17 protein-coding genes are annotated in these 15824 nt (G+C 36.7%); 9 read left to right on the forward strand and 8 right to left on the reverse strand.

Going from position 1 to position 15824, the window contains the following annotated elements:
- Window positions 1–12 precede the first annotated feature (12 nt).
- Together IGI52_RS21575 and IGI52_RS21580 are read left to right on the forward strand one after the other, a co-directional pair.
- The gene (locus tag IGI52_RS21575; RefSeq protein WP_176675407.1) at window positions 13–1797 is read left to right on the forward strand and encodes a sigma-54-dependent Fis family transcriptional regulator; all 1785 of its coding nucleotides are present in this window, start codon (window positions 13–15) and stop codon (window positions 1795–1797) included.
- A gap of 116 nt (window positions 1798–1913) precedes the next feature.
- Window positions 1914–3334 (forward strand): IS3 family transposase gene (locus IGI52_RS21580; RefSeq protein WP_225844229.1). Its coding sequence is split into 2 segments (ribosomal slippage): window positions 1914–2391 and window positions 2391–3334, totalling 1422 coding nucleotides; the frame shifts between segments, so codons are not numbered across the junction.
- 137 nt (window positions 3335–3471) lie between these two features.
- Here the strand turns inward: IGI52_RS21580 and IGI52_RS21585 are convergent.
- Window positions 3472–3804 carry an SdpI family protein gene (locus tag IGI52_RS21585; protein ID WP_438782426.1) on the reverse strand — a complete coding sequence of 111 codons (333 nt, stop codon included), beginning with the start codon at window positions 3802–3804 and terminating at the stop codon, window positions 3472–3474.
- Window positions 3805–4038: 234 nt separating this feature from the next.
- Here IGI52_RS21585 and IGI52_RS21590 point away from each other — a divergent pair, with 234 nt between their 5' ends.
- Window positions 4039–4326 carry a hypothetical protein gene (locus IGI52_RS21590; protein ID WP_016178202.1) on the forward strand — a complete coding sequence of 96 codons (288 nt, stop codon included), beginning with the start codon at window positions 4039–4041 and terminating at the stop codon, window positions 4324–4326.
- A 46-nt stretch (window positions 4327–4372) separates the two neighbouring features.
- Here IGI52_RS21590 and IGI52_RS21595 read toward each other — a convergent pair whose 3' ends face one another.
- Window positions 4373–4687, reverse strand: coding sequence for a hypothetical protein (locus IGI52_RS21595; RefSeq protein ID WP_176675667.1), 315 nt, complete (start codon window positions 4685–4687; stop codon window positions 4373–4375).
- A gap of 283 nt (window positions 4688–4970) precedes the next feature.
- On the opposite strand from IGI52_RS21595, the gene IGI52_RS21600 reads away from it, so the two are divergent.
- From IGI52_RS21600 to IGI52_RS21615, 4 genes are read left to right on the forward strand one after another with little or no spacing between them, the layout of a single operon-like run.
- Window positions 4971–5684, forward strand: a complete 714-nt coding sequence (locus IGI52_RS21600) for an ABC transporter ATP-binding protein (protein ID WP_438782427.1) — start codon at window positions 4971–4973, stop codon at window positions 5682–5684.
- A gap of 11 nt (window positions 5685–5695) precedes the next feature.
- Window positions 5696–6475: an ABC transporter permease gene (locus tag IGI52_RS21605; RefSeq protein ID WP_070505131.1), complete on the forward strand. Its 780-nt coding sequence runs from the start codon at window positions 5696–5698 to the stop codon at window positions 6473–6475.
- A gap of 52 nt (window positions 6476–6527) precedes the next feature.
- On the forward strand, window positions 6528–7217 hold the full coding sequence (locus IGI52_RS21610) for a response regulator transcription factor (RefSeq protein WP_438782428.1): 690 nt from the start codon (window positions 6528–6530) through the stop codon (window positions 7215–7217).
- Complete coding sequence (locus tag IGI52_RS21615) at window positions 7214–8668, forward strand: sensor histidine kinase (protein ID WP_438782429.1); 1455 nt, start codon at window positions 7214–7216, stop codon at window positions 8666–8668. The genes IGI52_RS21610 and IGI52_RS21615 overlap by 4 nt, the downstream gene beginning before the upstream one ends.
- A 349-nt stretch (window positions 8669–9017) precedes the next feature.
- On the opposite strand, the gene IGI52_RS21620 is transcribed toward IGI52_RS21615, so the two are convergent.
- The 6 genes from IGI52_RS21620 to IGI52_RS21645 all read right to left on the reverse strand — a co-directional run bounded on the left by IGI52_RS21620 (window position 9018) and on the right by IGI52_RS21645 (window position 13695).
- On the reverse strand, window positions 9018–9623 hold the full coding sequence (locus IGI52_RS21620; protein WP_438782430.1) for a DUF975 family protein: 606 nt from the start codon (window positions 9621–9623) through the stop codon (window positions 9018–9020).
- Window positions 9624–9643: 20 nt separating this feature from the next.
- Complete coding sequence (locus IGI52_RS21625; protein WP_438782431.1) at window positions 9644–10069, reverse strand: flavodoxin domain-containing protein; 426 nt, start codon at window positions 10067–10069, stop codon at window positions 9644–9646.
- A 21-nt stretch (window positions 10070–10090) separates the two neighbouring features.
- The gene (locus IGI52_RS21630; RefSeq protein WP_016178194.1) at window positions 10091–10657 is read right to left on the reverse strand and encodes a TetR/AcrR family transcriptional regulator; all 567 of its coding nucleotides are present in this window, start codon (window positions 10655–10657) and stop codon (window positions 10091–10093) included.
- Window positions 10658–10826: 169 nt separating this feature from the next.
- Window positions 10827–11444 carry a group II intron maturase-specific domain-containing protein gene (locus tag IGI52_RS21635; RefSeq protein WP_311855113.1) on the reverse strand — a complete coding sequence of 206 codons (618 nt, stop codon included), beginning with the start codon at window positions 11442–11444 and terminating at the stop codon, window positions 10827–10829.
- 3 nt (window positions 11445–11447) lie between these two features.
- Window positions 11448–11975, reverse strand: a complete 528-nt coding sequence (locus IGI52_RS21640; RefSeq protein ID WP_438782432.1) for a GNAT family N-acetyltransferase — start codon at window positions 11973–11975, stop codon at window positions 11448–11450.
- A gap of 130 nt (window positions 11976–12105) precedes the next feature.
- The gene (locus IGI52_RS21645; RefSeq protein WP_438782433.1) at window positions 12106–13695 is read right to left on the reverse strand and encodes an NlpC/P60 family protein; all 1590 of its coding nucleotides are present in this window, start codon (window positions 13693–13695) and stop codon (window positions 12106–12108) included.
- 244 nt (window positions 13696–13939) lie between these two features.
- On the opposite strand from IGI52_RS21645, the gene IGI52_RS21650 reads away from it, so the two are divergent.
- Both IGI52_RS21650 and IGI52_RS21655 read left to right on the forward strand, forming a co-directional pair.
- Window positions 13940–14896 carry a GIY-YIG nuclease family protein gene (locus IGI52_RS21650; RefSeq protein ID WP_311855107.1) on the forward strand — a complete coding sequence of 319 codons (957 nt, stop codon included), beginning with the start codon at window positions 13940–13942 and terminating at the stop codon, window positions 14894–14896.
- A gap of 76 nt (window positions 14897–14972) precedes the next feature.
- Window positions 14973–15467, forward strand: a complete 495-nt coding sequence (locus IGI52_RS21655; protein ID WP_016178190.1) for a GyrI-like domain-containing protein — start codon at window positions 14973–14975, stop codon at window positions 15465–15467.
- Window positions 15468–15824 lie beyond the last annotated feature (357 nt).

Raw genomic sequence — 15824 nt, forward strand, 5'->3', positions numbered from 1 at the left:
AGGTGGAAAAGCATGTCAGCAAAAATCAAAATTTTAGGAATTGCTCCTTATGAAGAACTAAATAATTCCATGAGTATCGTCAGTAAACAATTTACTGATGTAGAATCCGACATCTATACAGCTGATTTGAAAGAAGGACAAAAAATTGCCTCAGATCTATTTGAAAATGACTATGATGCGATCATTTCTCGTGGAGGAACTGCTGATTTAATTCGTCAGGTAGTCTCGATTCCAGTGATTGATGTCTCAATTTCCATTTACGATATTCTTGGAACCATACGTTTAGCTAAAAACTATACAGAAAATTTCGCAATTGTCGGCTATGCCAGTATTACTGAAACGGCTCATTTGCTTTGTGATATTTTAGGATACACGATTAAAATCATCACATTAGATGAATCAACGGATACCAGTATGACCTTGGATATCTTAATCGAGGAGCAATACGAAATGATTCTGTGCGACGCCATCACGAATCGGCTCGCACTGACGAAATCAATTAATACTATTTTGATCACTTCGGGGTTTGAAAGTATCAAGCATGCTTACCAGGAGGCTTTGACGATTGCCAAACAATTAAAAAGAGTCATTCATGAGAAATCAGTCTTGGAAGAAAGTCTTCACCAGCAAAAACAGGATTTTATCATCATTGATGAGGCCTTTCAGGTGTATTATGCAAATACGTCGAATGATTTATCCAGCTCGATCGCCAAATTTTTAAACACAAAAAAAGATATGACAGACGAAAACCAATACTATCATACCTTTAAAAACAGGGTCTATATGCTTAATGTAAAAAAAATAATAGTTGATGAGCGAACCTACTATAGCTGTATTCTAAAAATTTCTACCCCCCCTATCATAAATAATCGCTTTGGCATTTTTTACCAAAAACGTTCTGAAGTGGAAGAAATTTTTACAACAAAGCTTTTATTTACTCAATTTATTCAAGAGGAAACAAAAAGAAATCTGCAACGAATCAAGAATTTCTACAATTCTATCATTATCGTCGGCGAGACCGGAACCGCCAAATCCAGTATTGCCTATCAGACCTTTTTGAATCAAGAAATGCATAATAATCAACTAATCTCAATTGATGCCAAACTGATGAATGAAAAAATGTGGAAATTTCTCGTGAATCCCACTAATGGTCCGTTAGTCGATGAGAATAATACCCTGCTCTTTCAAAACATTGAACAGCTTTCTGTAAGAGACGCTGAACAGCTAATTACAATTGTAAAAAACACCAAGCTCCTGCAAAGAAATAATTTGTTGTTCACCTATAATACCAATAATGCTAGTGAAGAAAAAATCTATAATCGTTTATTATTTGAGTTAAATTGCGCCAGCATCTACGCACCACCTCTCAAGGAACGAAAACATGAATTGAGTGTGATTACTACATTATTGTTGAATAAAATAAACATCGAATGCAATAAAGATGTACTTGGTTTTGAGCCTAATGCCTTAAAAGAGTTTCTAGCCTTCGAATGGCCAGGAAATTTCAATCAGCTGCAATCCGCTCTTAAGGAATTAGTCATCAATGCAACCACTCATTATATTTCCGAACATCAAGTGATTCAACTGCTAAAAAAAGAACGGTTGATTCAACATTTCTCAAACTCGCACCTAGGAAGCTTCACCTTACAAACAAAAGTTGAGAATCCGACACTTTTTGATTATTCAAAAGAAATCATCTTGAAGGTACTAGAACAAAACAATGGCAACCAAACAAAAACCGCGGAACAACTAGGGATCAGCCGCACAACATTGTGGCGATATTTGAAGACAGACTAAGAATCTTCATTAGTCGCTCCATTCTAAAAAGAAACCGAACGAGTATAATCCTTCTATATTGAACCGACCCCCAAAAGTTAGACCAAAAATCTAACTTTTTGGAGGTCGGTATTTTTATGACTGAATATGGCTTTGAAATCAAGCTGAAAGTTGTTCAAGATTATTTGGATGGAAAAGGTGGCTATCGCTATCTAGCGAAAAAGTATGGAGTTAAGAACGCGGATCAAGTAAGAAGCTGGATTAATTCCTATCAACAATTTGGTGAGGAAGGACTCTTTCGAAAACATTATGATAATACTTACTCTGTTCAATTCAAGATGGATGCGATAGAGTTATATCAAACGAGTGAGTTGTCCTATCGTGAAGTTGCCAATAGACTCGGTATGAGGAATCATGCTCTGATTGCCAGTTGGATGCGGAGTTTTCGAGATGATGGTATCAAGGGACTCTCAAAACCGAAAGGACGTCCACCTACCGTGCCTAAGAAAAAAGAAAAGCCAAAGAAAGATTTTGTTAAAGTAACATCGGAAGAACGCGATCGTATTAAAGAATTAGAAAAACAAGTCCGTTCACTTCAGATAGAAAATGCCTTTTTAAAAGAACTGAGGAAGCTGCGAAATCAGGAAGCCCAACAAAGACGAACGAATCAATCGCACGAATCATCCACAGCCTCCGAGGACCCTTCAAATTAGTTGAGCTTCTTGAGACCTTGGACTTTCCTAAAGCAACGTTTATGTACTGGCAAAAACGATTTGACAGAGAAAACCCTGATCAAGAAATTGAAGCCGAAATGCTTCGTATTCGTAAAGAACATAAAAATTATGGCTGTTTACGAATGACGAACGAACTAAAGAATCGTGGATTCCATGTTAATAAAAAGAAAGTCCAACGTTTGATTCGAAAACTAGGAATCGAAGTGCGTTCATACACGCGGAAATCACGGCGCTACAGTTCTTACCGAGGAAAAGTCGGGAAAGTGGCAAAACACCGGATTCGTCGTCACTTTTATACGACTATTTGTCACCAAAAAATTACGACAGATACAACAGAGTTCAAATATCTTGAAGTGGATACCAAAGGCGTGATCCGTCAGAGAAAGTTATATCTGGACCCGTTTATGGATATGTATAATAGCGAGATTCTTTCGTACCGCATCTCGGAAAAGCCAAATGCCTTGGCAATCATGGAAGGCTTAGAAGAAGCCATAGCGATCACGAATGATTGCCCGTATCGTCGCACTTTCCACTCGGATCAAGGCTGGGCCTATCAGATGAAAGCCTACCGTCGAAAACTAAAGAAACAGAAAATTTTTCAAAGTATGTCTCGTAAAGGAAATTGTTTAGATAATTCCATCATGGAGAATTTCTTCAGTCTTCTAAAACAAGAAATTTTTCATGGAGAAACCTATCACAGTTTTGATGAACTAAAAACGGCGATTGATGATTTTATCTATTACTACAACAATCACCGGATGAAACAGAAATTGAACTGGAAAAGCCCTGTTCAGTTTCGAGAAACAGCACAGAAAGCGGCATAATCGCTTAGCTTAAGAAACAAAAAACGGAGTAGATTTCTCTACTCCGAAAAAAGTCTAACATTTGGGGGTCACTTCATATAAAGAAGCTTATGCTCGTTCGGTTTTTATTTGATGTCTTTCAAGCTAATTACAGAATTCTAGTCTAATAGACTATTCACAAGAAAAAACTGAAGACCTACCAATAAGAAGAAACTAACAGCAACTCCGATTAAAAACATTTCATCCGACCAATTTAGAAAAATTTTGCTTAAGATCGTAAATAGTAACTGGATAGCGCCGAAAACAAAAGAAGAATTCTTGGCAGCTATTTGCGCTTTTTTCCAATTCGTTGGATTTCTAACTGCCTTAGTTGAACGAAATCCATAAACGGAATTTGTTCGAAAGCGATCCTCCTTTGCAAATCTTGTTTCCAGAATAGGCATAACAAACAAAAAAACAAATGATGGCAGCAGACCAATTAACCAAACCAATTCTATCCTCCTCCTTTTCAATAAAGCAATACTATTGAGTTCAATTATTTATATGTAGTCGAGTTAAAAGAAAAATTGACCTATTATATTTCTATTAGAATTGCTGCCTTTCTCTTTTTCCCGTTTTTTTTACTCTTCATAAAAAAAACGACAGTAAAATATACAGAATCCGCAGCAGTTTCACATTTCATTTTCGTATAATAAAGGGAGAAACTAAATAATTAAAGGAATCAGGTGATCAATTTGGAAAAATATGTCTATGCTGTCATGTTAACGTCTTCCATTTTTCTGAAGGTTACGTCCACCATCAGCCTTTCGCTTTTTCTGCTATTATTCGGAATTGTTGCTGGGATTGTTGCCGGTCGCGTCTTCCTTTTTCACAAATATGATTTATTTTTACCTGTTTTCAAAGTCAATATTCTTAATGAAAATGGTAAATTAATCATCCTTTGTACCAGTGTCCTCGTCTATCTCATTGCATTATCTTTTATCGCCATTGGCTCGTGGCTTTTTTTTCAATAATACAAGCAGTTAAAAAGAGGAGTTCTGCCTGCAGATTTTCCTCTTTCTATTTACTTTTTGCGTTTACAATAGTATTTGTCACATCAATTACAAGCACATTCTCTTCTACTAAACACAACTCCTTTGTTAGCAGCTTTTTTATTTCTTCTTTTGTTAAATGAGTTCTTCCCTTATACACACCCTCACCATAAATTTCCCAATCCGCAGCGTCCTTTATCTTTTCATGTTGAATGAAATTCGGTGCGGGATCTATTTTTATTGAAACAATCAGTTCATATAAAATTGCGTCAGCCTCTGCCTTCTTCGTTGGTATACCGCAATTATTAAGAAATGACTTCAAATATTGGAAAGACTTTGCCATCTTCTTCACCCCATATCCCTTTTTTCATTCACCAAAAATCATCCGATTATATCAAATTAATTATACCAAAATATGATAAAAATTAATAAATACTAACTGATTATCTCTAAAGCTCCAACTATTTCGTTTTATTTTATTTGTAAGGTTACTTTAAGGTTAAGTCCAGTTCTATGCAAGTTTTCCTCTCTATACTGTAGTCATGAGGAACAGAAGATTTGCTTAAATATTTTGATTGAGTGATATATGCTCAACCTATTTTAAAATCAATGAGGAGGAAAGAATCATGGCAACAACTACCATTTTAGAAATTAATAATTTACGGAAGAGCTATGGACAAAACGAGATCTTAAAAGGGATTAATTTGCAACTGCTGCCAGGGAAAATTACTGGTTTGTTGGGACGAAATGGTGCTGGAAAAACAACCTTGATGAAATGTATCTTGGGATTAACGGCAAACTATCAAGGGGAGATGACTTTTAACGGACAATACTTAAACACAACAGATACACAAACGAAAATGAAAATTGGTTCATTAGTGGATGTTCAATTTTATGAAGACTTGAATGCTTATGATAATTTGATGCTTTCGATTCGATTAATTGACTCGATTCCTCGAAAAAAAAGGAAACAGATGATTATGGAAAGTTTAGAGTTTGTGGAACTGAGCAACGCATCCAAGAAAAAGGTCAAAAATTTTTCTTTCGGTATGAAGCAACGTTTGGCTTTGGCCCTATCGCTGATTACAAAACCAGAGCTATTGATTTTAGATGAACCATTTGTGGGTTTGGACCCAATTGGTGTGGAAGAAGTTAAAGAATTGTTACAAAAACTCTGTCGAGAGCATGGTACAGCGATTCTTTTCTCCAGCCATCAAATGCAGGAGGTTTGCGATTTGACTGACAATATTTTGGTATTAAGCAACGGAGTTATCAGCTATTCTGATCAGAACACGCACGTTGAAAACCAGCAGGCTCAATTAATTGAGCAAATGAAATAGGAGGAATCATCATGGAAATATGGAATATTTATAAAATGGAAATAATCAAAACATTGAAACGAAAAAATAGTTTAATTCTGTTGATCCCATCAATTTTGATCGTAATCATGGCATTTGGTATTTCGACAGGCGGATTAACGTTTACTGGTGAAGGGATATCTAGTGATGGAACGTTTGCTTGTCTTGACTTTGTTACAGCAATGTGGGGATTTTTCAGTACGCTGGGAATTTGGGGGATTTTACTGATTTTAGTCACAGCTTTTCAGTTTTCTGGCGAGATTACTAGCGGACAAATCAAAATGACCTTGCTACGAATTGGTAAACGAGGTCCAATCATCATCGCGAAATTTTTTGCTCTTACAACTGCAGCAATTGGAGCTTTTGTCCTGTTTACACTCACTGCGGTTGGTAGTTACTATCTCTTTGTTGCCAATTCCTCTATCGGAAATGCGAGCTTCTCTTCTGCGACGATTGATTTTCCTAACTTAGTAGCAATGATTGGGTTTATCCTTTTACACCTAGCATTATTTATGGCAATTGCTTTACTTGCGGGATTATTTCTATCTCCTTTTATCGCCTTTATCCTTTCATTAGTTAGTTTGTTTGCGGTCAATTATTTAATTAACAGCAATGCATTTGAGTTTGCGAAATATTCAGCGTTGTCGGTCAGCAATCATTTGATTAGTGGAGAAGCGGAAAATCTAATTCCTGCACTTTTATCTTCCATCTTAATCATCGCTTGTATTTTGATATCAACCTCCCTGCTTTTTAAAAGAGTAGATATAAAATAGCTTCTTGAACGGTATAATAGAGAATAATAGATGAGCAAAGGAGTGTTGTTCAATGGGATTCTCAATTTTAGTAGCAGATGACGAGCAAGGAATCATTGATTTCGTCACTTTATATTTAGAAAAAGACGGCTACACCGTTTTTACCGCAACAGATGGGGAAGATGCATGGGCACATATTCAGCAAGAAAAAATTGATCTGGCGATTTTAGATATCATGATGCCAAAAATGAATGGCTATCAATTGATCAAAAAAATTCGAGTAGAAAAAAATATACCAATCATTTTCTTAACTGCTAAAGACGCGAGCGCAGATAAAGTCTTAGGACTGGATATTGGTGCAGACGATTATGTAACGAAACCTTTCGATCCTTTAGAATTGGTAGCGCGCGTCAGCGCTCAGCTTCGCCGCTTCTATTCTTTAGGTGCCCAAGAGATAAACAGTCCGAAAAAAATCGAACTACATGATCTGACTCTCGATCTTGAGCAATGCCTCCTTTTCAAAGGAAATGAACAAATTGCGTTAACCTCGATTGAATTCAAAATCTTACGGTTACTAATGAGCTCCCCTGGCCGTGTTTTCACTAAAAAGCAGATTTATGAAGCTGTCTGGAAAGAAACTTATATCGTTGATGACAATAATATCATGGTCTATATCAGCCGTCTTAGAGAAAAATTGGGAACCAGAGAGGAGGAATCCTATATCCAAACAATCCGCGGATTAGGATATAAGATACTGCCATGAAGAAGAAGCCTAAAACACTCGGACGTTTTTTAACAAAAAAATATATTACGACTTCGCTTCTTTTATTAGTATTATTATATATTTTAGTCTTCATTGCCCAATTTCTCTCGATAGGTACAAGTAAGATTACACTTGATTTATGCGCTGAAAAAATCGTCCGACCAGATTATACAAAAATTGATACTTCTACATTAGAAGACGTAGGAGGCTGGTTGGAAATTTTAGACGAGAATAATAATGTTGTTTACACCAAAGGCACAGTAGCGGAGAAAAAGGCTCATTATACTCAAAAACAATTACTGGAAATGGATGGCCTTCAATCCATAATCCAACGAAAAATTTATAAAATAGGACCTTCAACATTGAGTATTGATAAAAAAGGACCTCATTATATTGCTACTTTTGCCTCCTTTAAAGGATTAGACGACCGTGAATATATTTGTATTGCCAAGTTTCCTCAAGGAAGTGTTTTAGGAAAACTTGAGCCTACATTTAGAAACTTTCGTTCATCTACTATCTTTCTCATTTTTAAAGACACTTTATTAATTCTCATTCCTGTATTATTAATTTTCATCTTCTGTTTGAAACGCTACTCTAAATCAGTCAAGGAGCATCTCATCGCTCCGAACACTGTTCTAATTAATGGATTACGTACAATAAAAAATGGCGATTACTCAAAAAAGATTCATATGAACGCAGAATATGAGTACGTGGAAATTGAAGATTCCTTCAATCATATGGCAAGACAATTGGAAAAAGCGGAACAACAACGGGTCCTTTATGAAAAAGAACGGCAACTGCTATTTGCGAACATGGCTCATGACTTGCGAACCCCCATCACCACTATTCATGGTTCTGCTAAAGCCGTAGCAGATGGATTAGTTAGCAAAGATAAATTGAATCAAACAATGGAAACGATTATTACGAAGACAAATCACATGAATGAACTTGTTAATCGCTTATTGGTTTTCTCAAAACTCGAAAGTCCTGACTATCACCTTCAGCAACAAAAAATTGATCTATCTGAGCTACTTCGCGAAGTATTATTGGAACATCTAGATTTAGCTGAAAAAAATCAGATTGACATGATTATTGATCTGACAGATGATCCATTGGAAATCATTGGCGATCCAATTGAACTGCGACGTGTATTTGATAATCTGATTGGCAACAGTATTCAGCATAATTCAGCAAATACGACTGTTAAAATTCGACTCTATCCATTAAATCATCAAGTGATTTTAGAGATCAAGGATAATGGCAATCCCATTCCAAAAGAATTACAAGAACATTTATTTGAACCCTTTGTCAGCGGTGACAGTTCTCGCACCACTAAAAACGGTAGCGGCTTAGGGCTAGCAATCAGCAAGAAGATCGTTGAGAAACACGGTGGAAAAATTTCTTTTATTGAATTAAACGAGCACGAGAAAATGTTTCGAGTAATTTTGTAAAAAATAAGTGAATAAGGCTGAACAAAAAAGATAATTTGCGATAAAGACTAGATCAGAAAAATAGATTCATTTTTTGCTATCGACTCAATAGGCTTTTGAATTATCCCATATGGTTGAAAGACCCAAAAATCAAAATTTACTCTGTCGCTTTATGACAAACTAAAATGCTAGCGAACTTCTTCCAATCGAGGAGAAGCTCACTAGCGTTTTATCATTATCGACCTTGTGAAAGGCACCCAACCATTCACAAATATGCTGAAAAATCGACATATAGGATTGACTTTTCTCGGTCAGCGAATATTCTATTTATGGAATTAATTAGTGACTATTCTTTTGGAAAGTAGAGAAACTATCCTTCAAAAACATGAGATTCTTGACTCCTCATATCAGCAAACGCCGCATACTCTGTCACACCCATGTATGGCATCAACCACAGTAAAGAGAGACCAAAGGTCAAAATCGACAGTGTGATCCAGCCTAACCAAGACAACTGTAAAACGAATAGATGAGACTTTCTTCCATTGGTGAGTTTTTTACTTCTATTTAATGCTTCTCGAATGCTGATCGTCGGATTTTCTTCTAAAAAATAGAAGGCCATGCTATAGCTGTATAATTTAACGATCCCAGGAATAACCAATAAGCAAGACCATAAAGTGACCCAAATTCCAATCCATAAAGATAACCCAACACATTTAACACAATGACTAAATCCACTGAGTAAATCAGCAAGCTGCACTTTCTCATCATGGTGCAGTTTTCGATTCATCCGGATACTGCTAAATAATAAACAACTTCCGCAAACTACACTGAGACTGATCCCTAAAATCGGAATATGACTGAATAGTCCATAAAATAGAATCAATCCAAAGATGATCCCATAGATTCCAGCCATATATTTCCAACTACCCTGCAAACGTTCTTTGGCGACCAGTTTATATTCTCCTCGGTAAAACATCTCAATTCACCCTTTCATTTTTAAATCAATCCATGCTTTGCCAGTGACGCATCGATCTCCTCAGATTTTAGCCACGCATTATCTGTTACTTTAGTGAACGGTGCCACCCCTCCGCACTCTACTACATCTAGTTGATCTACGAGATTTTTAGGGAGATTCTTTTCAAGTGTTTTATCGATTGTTTCCGGATAAAAGTTACTAAGAAACAGAATCGTCTTTTTAGAATTTAATAGCTGTGAATTCTTTGCTAGAAATTTCTTGACCGGTTTATACATTTTCGCCATGCGAATGCCTGACCCGATTAGCACCGCATCATATGCTGAAATATCCGGTATTACCTCGTTTAAATTGATTAACTGACTACCAACGATCTGTGCAGCGATGTACTCTGCACAAATTTTTGTCGTACCTGATTTGGAACTATAAACAACTGCAACCTTCTTCATTTTGTTACACCCTTTCTCAAATTACTGGACTAGTGATAAATTTTTGAAAATCGTCTCCACCAACATTTCCTGCTCCTCTTCGACTGATTTTAAATCCTTCTGCAAATAGTTTTGATAGCTGTCTGCGTTTAAAAATATCACCTGCAATGGCAGTAGCAGCTGAGCCGCAATAAGTTTAAGCTCGTATTCTGATTTTTCTGCTTGAAAAATCTCCTTCAAAATTGGCTGAATCATTTTGTTTGTGCCAATTCCGCCATCATTCATTTCATTCAGAATAGAAATTTTGACTAAGGGATAATGTTGGTAGCCTAAGCTGACGATTCCTTGGATCATTTCCTTCAGTCGACGTAACGGATCTGCTTCTGTAGAAGTTCTTTGGATAATATCTTCAAATAGATTCCCCATACAGATATTGACTGCTTCCAGTAAAAGATTTTCCTTTGACTTGAAATAGTAATTGATTAATGCACTATTCACTCCAGCTCTTTCTGCGATTTGACGGTTCGTTAATTTCTCAATATTTTGATTTTCCTGCATCGCTGTAACAACAGTATCTAAGATCTTTTTCTGTGCATCTGATTGTTCCATTTTTTATACCTCCTGACGATTCATTAACCATAGTTTAATCATGATTAATCCTTGATTAAACTATAGCACGCCTATTTAGTCCAGTCAATAGAAAATCGAGTAGAGGGGAAAGCCAACTGACCTTCCGCCCCTCTCACACCACCGTACGTACGGACCCGTATACGGCGGTTCAATAAGTTGAGTGTACGAACTGGTACTTCAAGGAGATGTCCTCATATCCTTGGCGGTCCAGTTCTTTGTCTGTTAATGATCGATGAAGAATATGACTTTTGGAGACTGACCAAATACCTTTTCTTGTATTTGACCATTCATACGCTTTCGCTTTATCGATCCCTAAACGAATCAGATTTTTTCTTTTGGTTCTTGGATTCTTCCATTGTTTCCAAATATATTGTCTGATTCTTCGCTTCAACCAACCGTTTAACTCCCTCATGAATTCTTTCATCTCACCAATTCCATAGTAGTTGATCCAACCAGTCATTAGTTGCTTGATTTCTTTTAAAATAAGTTGGATACTTCTTCCACGGTTTCTTTTAGTGAGTTGTTTGAGCTTGCTTTTCACACGCTGTTTTGCTTTTGCGTGAGGGCGAATTTTAATACCTTTCTTTGTTGGCAGAATGCAGAATCCAAGAAACTTTCGTTTCAATGGGCTTCCTACCGCACTCTTTTCTCGATTTACCGTCAACTTTAGTTGTTCTTCGAGAAATTGAATGGATTTCTTCATCACACTTCGAACCATTTTCAATAAAGGGAAGCAAAAAAAGCTGATAAGATTCCTAGATCTCATCAGCTATTCCTTCAAAGTTAATTTCAACAAATATGATGGATGCTCCAATCCAGTTGGTTCATAATATTCCTTCCTCTGAAATTCGAACCCTAATTTTTGCAATAATTTCTTAGAGACATGATTCTCCGGATGATGTCCCGCAAATAATGCCTTCAAATCTGTTTGAGCTTTCGCATAAGTAATCACTGCTCTAGCAGCTTCGTCAGCCAACCCTTTTCCCCATGCTTCAGGAACTAAATGAAAGCCAAGTTCAGCAATTCGATTTTCTAAATCATAATGATGCAAGCCACAACAGCCAACAAACATATCGGTTTGTTTAAGAAAAAGTGGCCAATACTGAAAACAAAACTCCTCTTGACTCTGAATTTCTAAAGATAATCGTTGAATCACCTGATCTTTTGAAAGGCAGCCGTTCTTCGCAATAAAATGCGTTACCTTTGGATTCTTCCATAATTGTTTTGCTAAAGCTATGTCGATTTCTGACCAAAACGAAAAGTAAAGACGCTCTGTTTTCAATAGTTTTTCTCGCAAGTTACTCTCCTATCATTTTCAAAAATGTCGCCACTTAATTTAGCGGATATTATTTCTATTAATCAATCAAAAAATATCCAAGCAGATTAATGTGAATTAAGCCTGCTTGGATATTATTTTTAAGTTAATTTTAGTATACGCGAACTCCGAAATCTGGTGCGTAATATTGAGTCGAACCATACTTCACGTTTTCACCTGGTTGAGGAGCATGAATGTACTGATCGCCTCCTGCTGAGATTGCCACATGATAACTTGATCCTTGGTCACCCCAGAATAATAGGTCACCTTGTTGTGCTTGGCTAACATCAATTGTTGTGCCTGATGATTCTTGTGCCACAGTCCAAACACCGATATCTTTCCCCGTTACTTGCTTATAAACATATTGAGTAAGACCTGAGCAGTCAAAGCCGCTAGTATCTTTTCCACCCCATACGTAAGGTGTGCCAATATATTTTTCCGCTTCATTAACAATTTGCTGACCCCGAGAATCAGTTGTTTGTTCTGGAGCTGTTTGTTGCTGCTCACCTGAAGTTGCCGGTGTTTCTGGTGCTGGTTGTTGTTCAGGTGTTGTTTGTTCTGGCTGTACTTGTTCAGGTTGCGTTTGTTCAGGTTGTTGCTCCGGTGTTTGTACTTCAGCCGGTGCTTGTTCTTCTTGAACTGGCGTTTCTGGCGTTGGCTGTACTGCATCTGGTGTTACAACTGATGCTTCTGGTACTTTGTTTGTTTCCTCTTGTACTTGTGTATTTTCTAGTACCGGTGTATTATCAATAATCGGTTCATTAACTACTGGAGTGGTGTTTTCGACTGGTGTTGCTGTTTCTACAGGAGTAGTTGAAACAACCGGAGCTGTTTCTTCACTTGCTGTTCCATTGCCAACAACCACTCTTTGTCCTTCATAAATGATGTTATTATCAATATTGTTCCATTCAGTAAACTCATCAACACCAATTCCAAATTGATCCGTGATAGAATTAATCGTGTCACCAGTTTGAACTGTATACTCTTGTGGTTGTGCCGGAGTTTCCACAGCAGGCTGTGCTACTGGCGGTGTCACTGGTTCAGTTGCGTCATAGCTAGTTAAATCATTTTCTTGAATCACTGAAACCAATTTTTGAACATAACTTTCATCGTCATTAAAACGTCCCTTTAATGCTTCAGCAGCTGTTTGATAATCTTTAGCGTTACTGCGCCATGTGCCGCTGAAATAATTTTCGTTGCCATCGCGTGAAGTTGTCTTAATGATCTCAATATAATCTTGGATTGCTTCTTTATAAGAACCGTAGTGCTTCATTTCTTTCTTTTCAGTAGCACCAGATTCTTGGTTCGTTTTATCCAACATTGCAGATTGACCTTTGTATTGACCTTCTAAACCAAAGAGATTGTAATAAGGGGCTTTCGCAAATTCATTTTGTCCCCAATCACTTTCAACGATGGCTTGAGCGATCATAATTGAAGCATACAGGTCATGTTTTTCGGCTAACGGTTTGATTTCATTTGAAATCTCATTAATGAAAGCCTTCTTATCAACATTTGACGTGGTGGCGGTTGTTTTTCCTTCAACAGCTTCTACTTCGTTAGTGTTTAGTAGTGGTGCCGCTACTGAAACCGCTACTAGTGCCGTACCTACTACAGCAGACCCTTTTTTAATGTTACGGTAATTGATGGTCTTCTGTCGCTTTTGTTGACGCAATTCACGTCTGGTCAAAACCTTATTTGACATTTAACATCTCTCCATTTCTCTCTCTCATTGCTTTCTTAACGTAATTAATTATAACACAATAGAAATGGATGGTCATTGTTTAACAACTGCATTTTTTGATATTTTAGATTATTTTTTCAGAGAATAGACCAAAAACGCCTACTTTTCAATTATTTTCAAATTTCTTAAAAAATTGATTCTGGAATAGTCTTTTAAACGATTTATTAAAAGTCTTTTTGTCAAATTGAACAAACGGAGTGAAACGATGCTAAAAGAGAAAATTAAGAATTTACCAAAATCACCTGGAATCTATAAGATGAAAAACACGCACGGAGATATTATCTATGTGGGAAAAGCAAAAAATTTGAAACAGCGAGTCAATTCTTACTTTATTCAAAATAGGCAGCACTCACGAAAAGTTTTAGAAATGATTCGTTGGATCGATGATTTTGATTACGAAACGGTCGATACAGAATTTGATGCTCTCTTATTAGAATGCCATTTAATTCATCAAATTCGCCCTCGTTATAATCGAATGATGAATTACTATGAAGGTTACGGCTACTTTCAATTTATTGATAAAGCTCCGTATCTGAAAGTCTTAAGTGAATGGTCTGAAGATGGCTTAGTCATCGGTCCTTTTTTCAAACAAAGCAAAATCCAAGAATTGAAGCAAATTATTAATAGTACCTATCGTTTAGATGGCCCATTAAAATACGTAGCGGGAATCGTTAAAAACTACGATGATATGACACCAGAGGCGGAATTTGAATTGCGTATTCAGGAGATCAAACAGACTCTTTTAGGTCAATCTACTGCTTTACTGACCCGCATTGATCAGCGAGTACAAGCAGCGAGTGAACGACAGGATTATGAAGCCTCTGCTCAATGGTGGAATTATTATCTAACTGTACAACGCTTTTTGCGACGTAATAAGCAGCTGATCCAGATTATGCAAAATCAGACATTCGTTGGGATACTACAAGAAGATGGCGTCTATTATTGTTATCTCTACGCTAAAGGAGAGTTGTTGAATCGCGTGGTCTATCACCGTAAACCGACCTTTCAACAAGCGAAAAAAAGATTGGAAAAAGATATTTCAAAGAAAACCTGGCAACGGCTTGCATCTAAAGAACGGTTAGAAAAGGCGGATGTAGACCTATTCCCTATTTTCTTTAATTATTTAAATCAACACGGACAAGTTTTGGGTTATGAGGCGTAAAATAGATAGTTCCCATTTGTATTCGATTTCAATCCTTGTTACAATCATCGTAAGTGTTATGAAACGGGGGATAAAAATGCAAATTGAGAAGATTACCAAACCAGCAAAAACAATCGTTTCGATGTCTACACACATTTCGCATGAGCACTTGCCAAATTACATCGGAACTTCTTTTGTAGATTTATTAGAATACATCAAAAAAAATGGGGCCGAACTGGTAGGCACACCGTTTATCTCCTATTTGAATCTCGACAGTGATGGACAACCGAAGGACGAACTGCTAGATGTAGAAATCGGCTTTCCAATAAATAAGGAAATTCCCTCTACTGAAAAATTTCAGAGCTACGAATTACCTAGCTATCAGGCCGTTCGTACATTGTATGTGGGAGACTACGACGATCTGACAGATTCCTATAAAGAATTGATCGAAGCGATTAAACAGGAAAACGGCATCTTTACCTTCCGTAGTTATGAGTACTTTTTGACCGATGCTTCTGTTCCGTTGGAAGACCAGGAAACGATGATCGAGTTGACTTATCGTCTAAAACGAAAAGACCTATTAACTAATTAAACTCTATACATTAAAATTAAATGAGAATCCTTTCGAATAAAATTTCGAAGGGATTTTTGGTTTTCTTTCTGATATTTTTAGTTCCTCGAGGTCTAACAGAACATTTTTTTACCCATAAAAGAATGACTCCTACTGAAATTAAAAAAACACTCTAGCATAGAGCGCTAAAGAGTTTTTTAAAAGTTATTTTTAATGTTCATACTTCAATACGAGAGAGTCCGAACTATATTTTTACTAAAATATATTTAGCGTGATCACTTGTAAGTAAAAACTAAGTGTTTTATCTCGAAAAAGCCTAGAAAGCCCCTGTTATTTTCTTATATTTTATGTCAATTAAAAAAGCCACAAATAACTGTT

Origin of the sequence: Enterococcus sp. DIV0187 (genome assembly GCF_051713785.1) — a bacterium.
GTDB classification, from domain to species: domain Bacteria; phylum Bacillota; class Bacilli; order Lactobacillales; family Enterococcaceae; genus Enterococcus_A; species Enterococcus_A avium.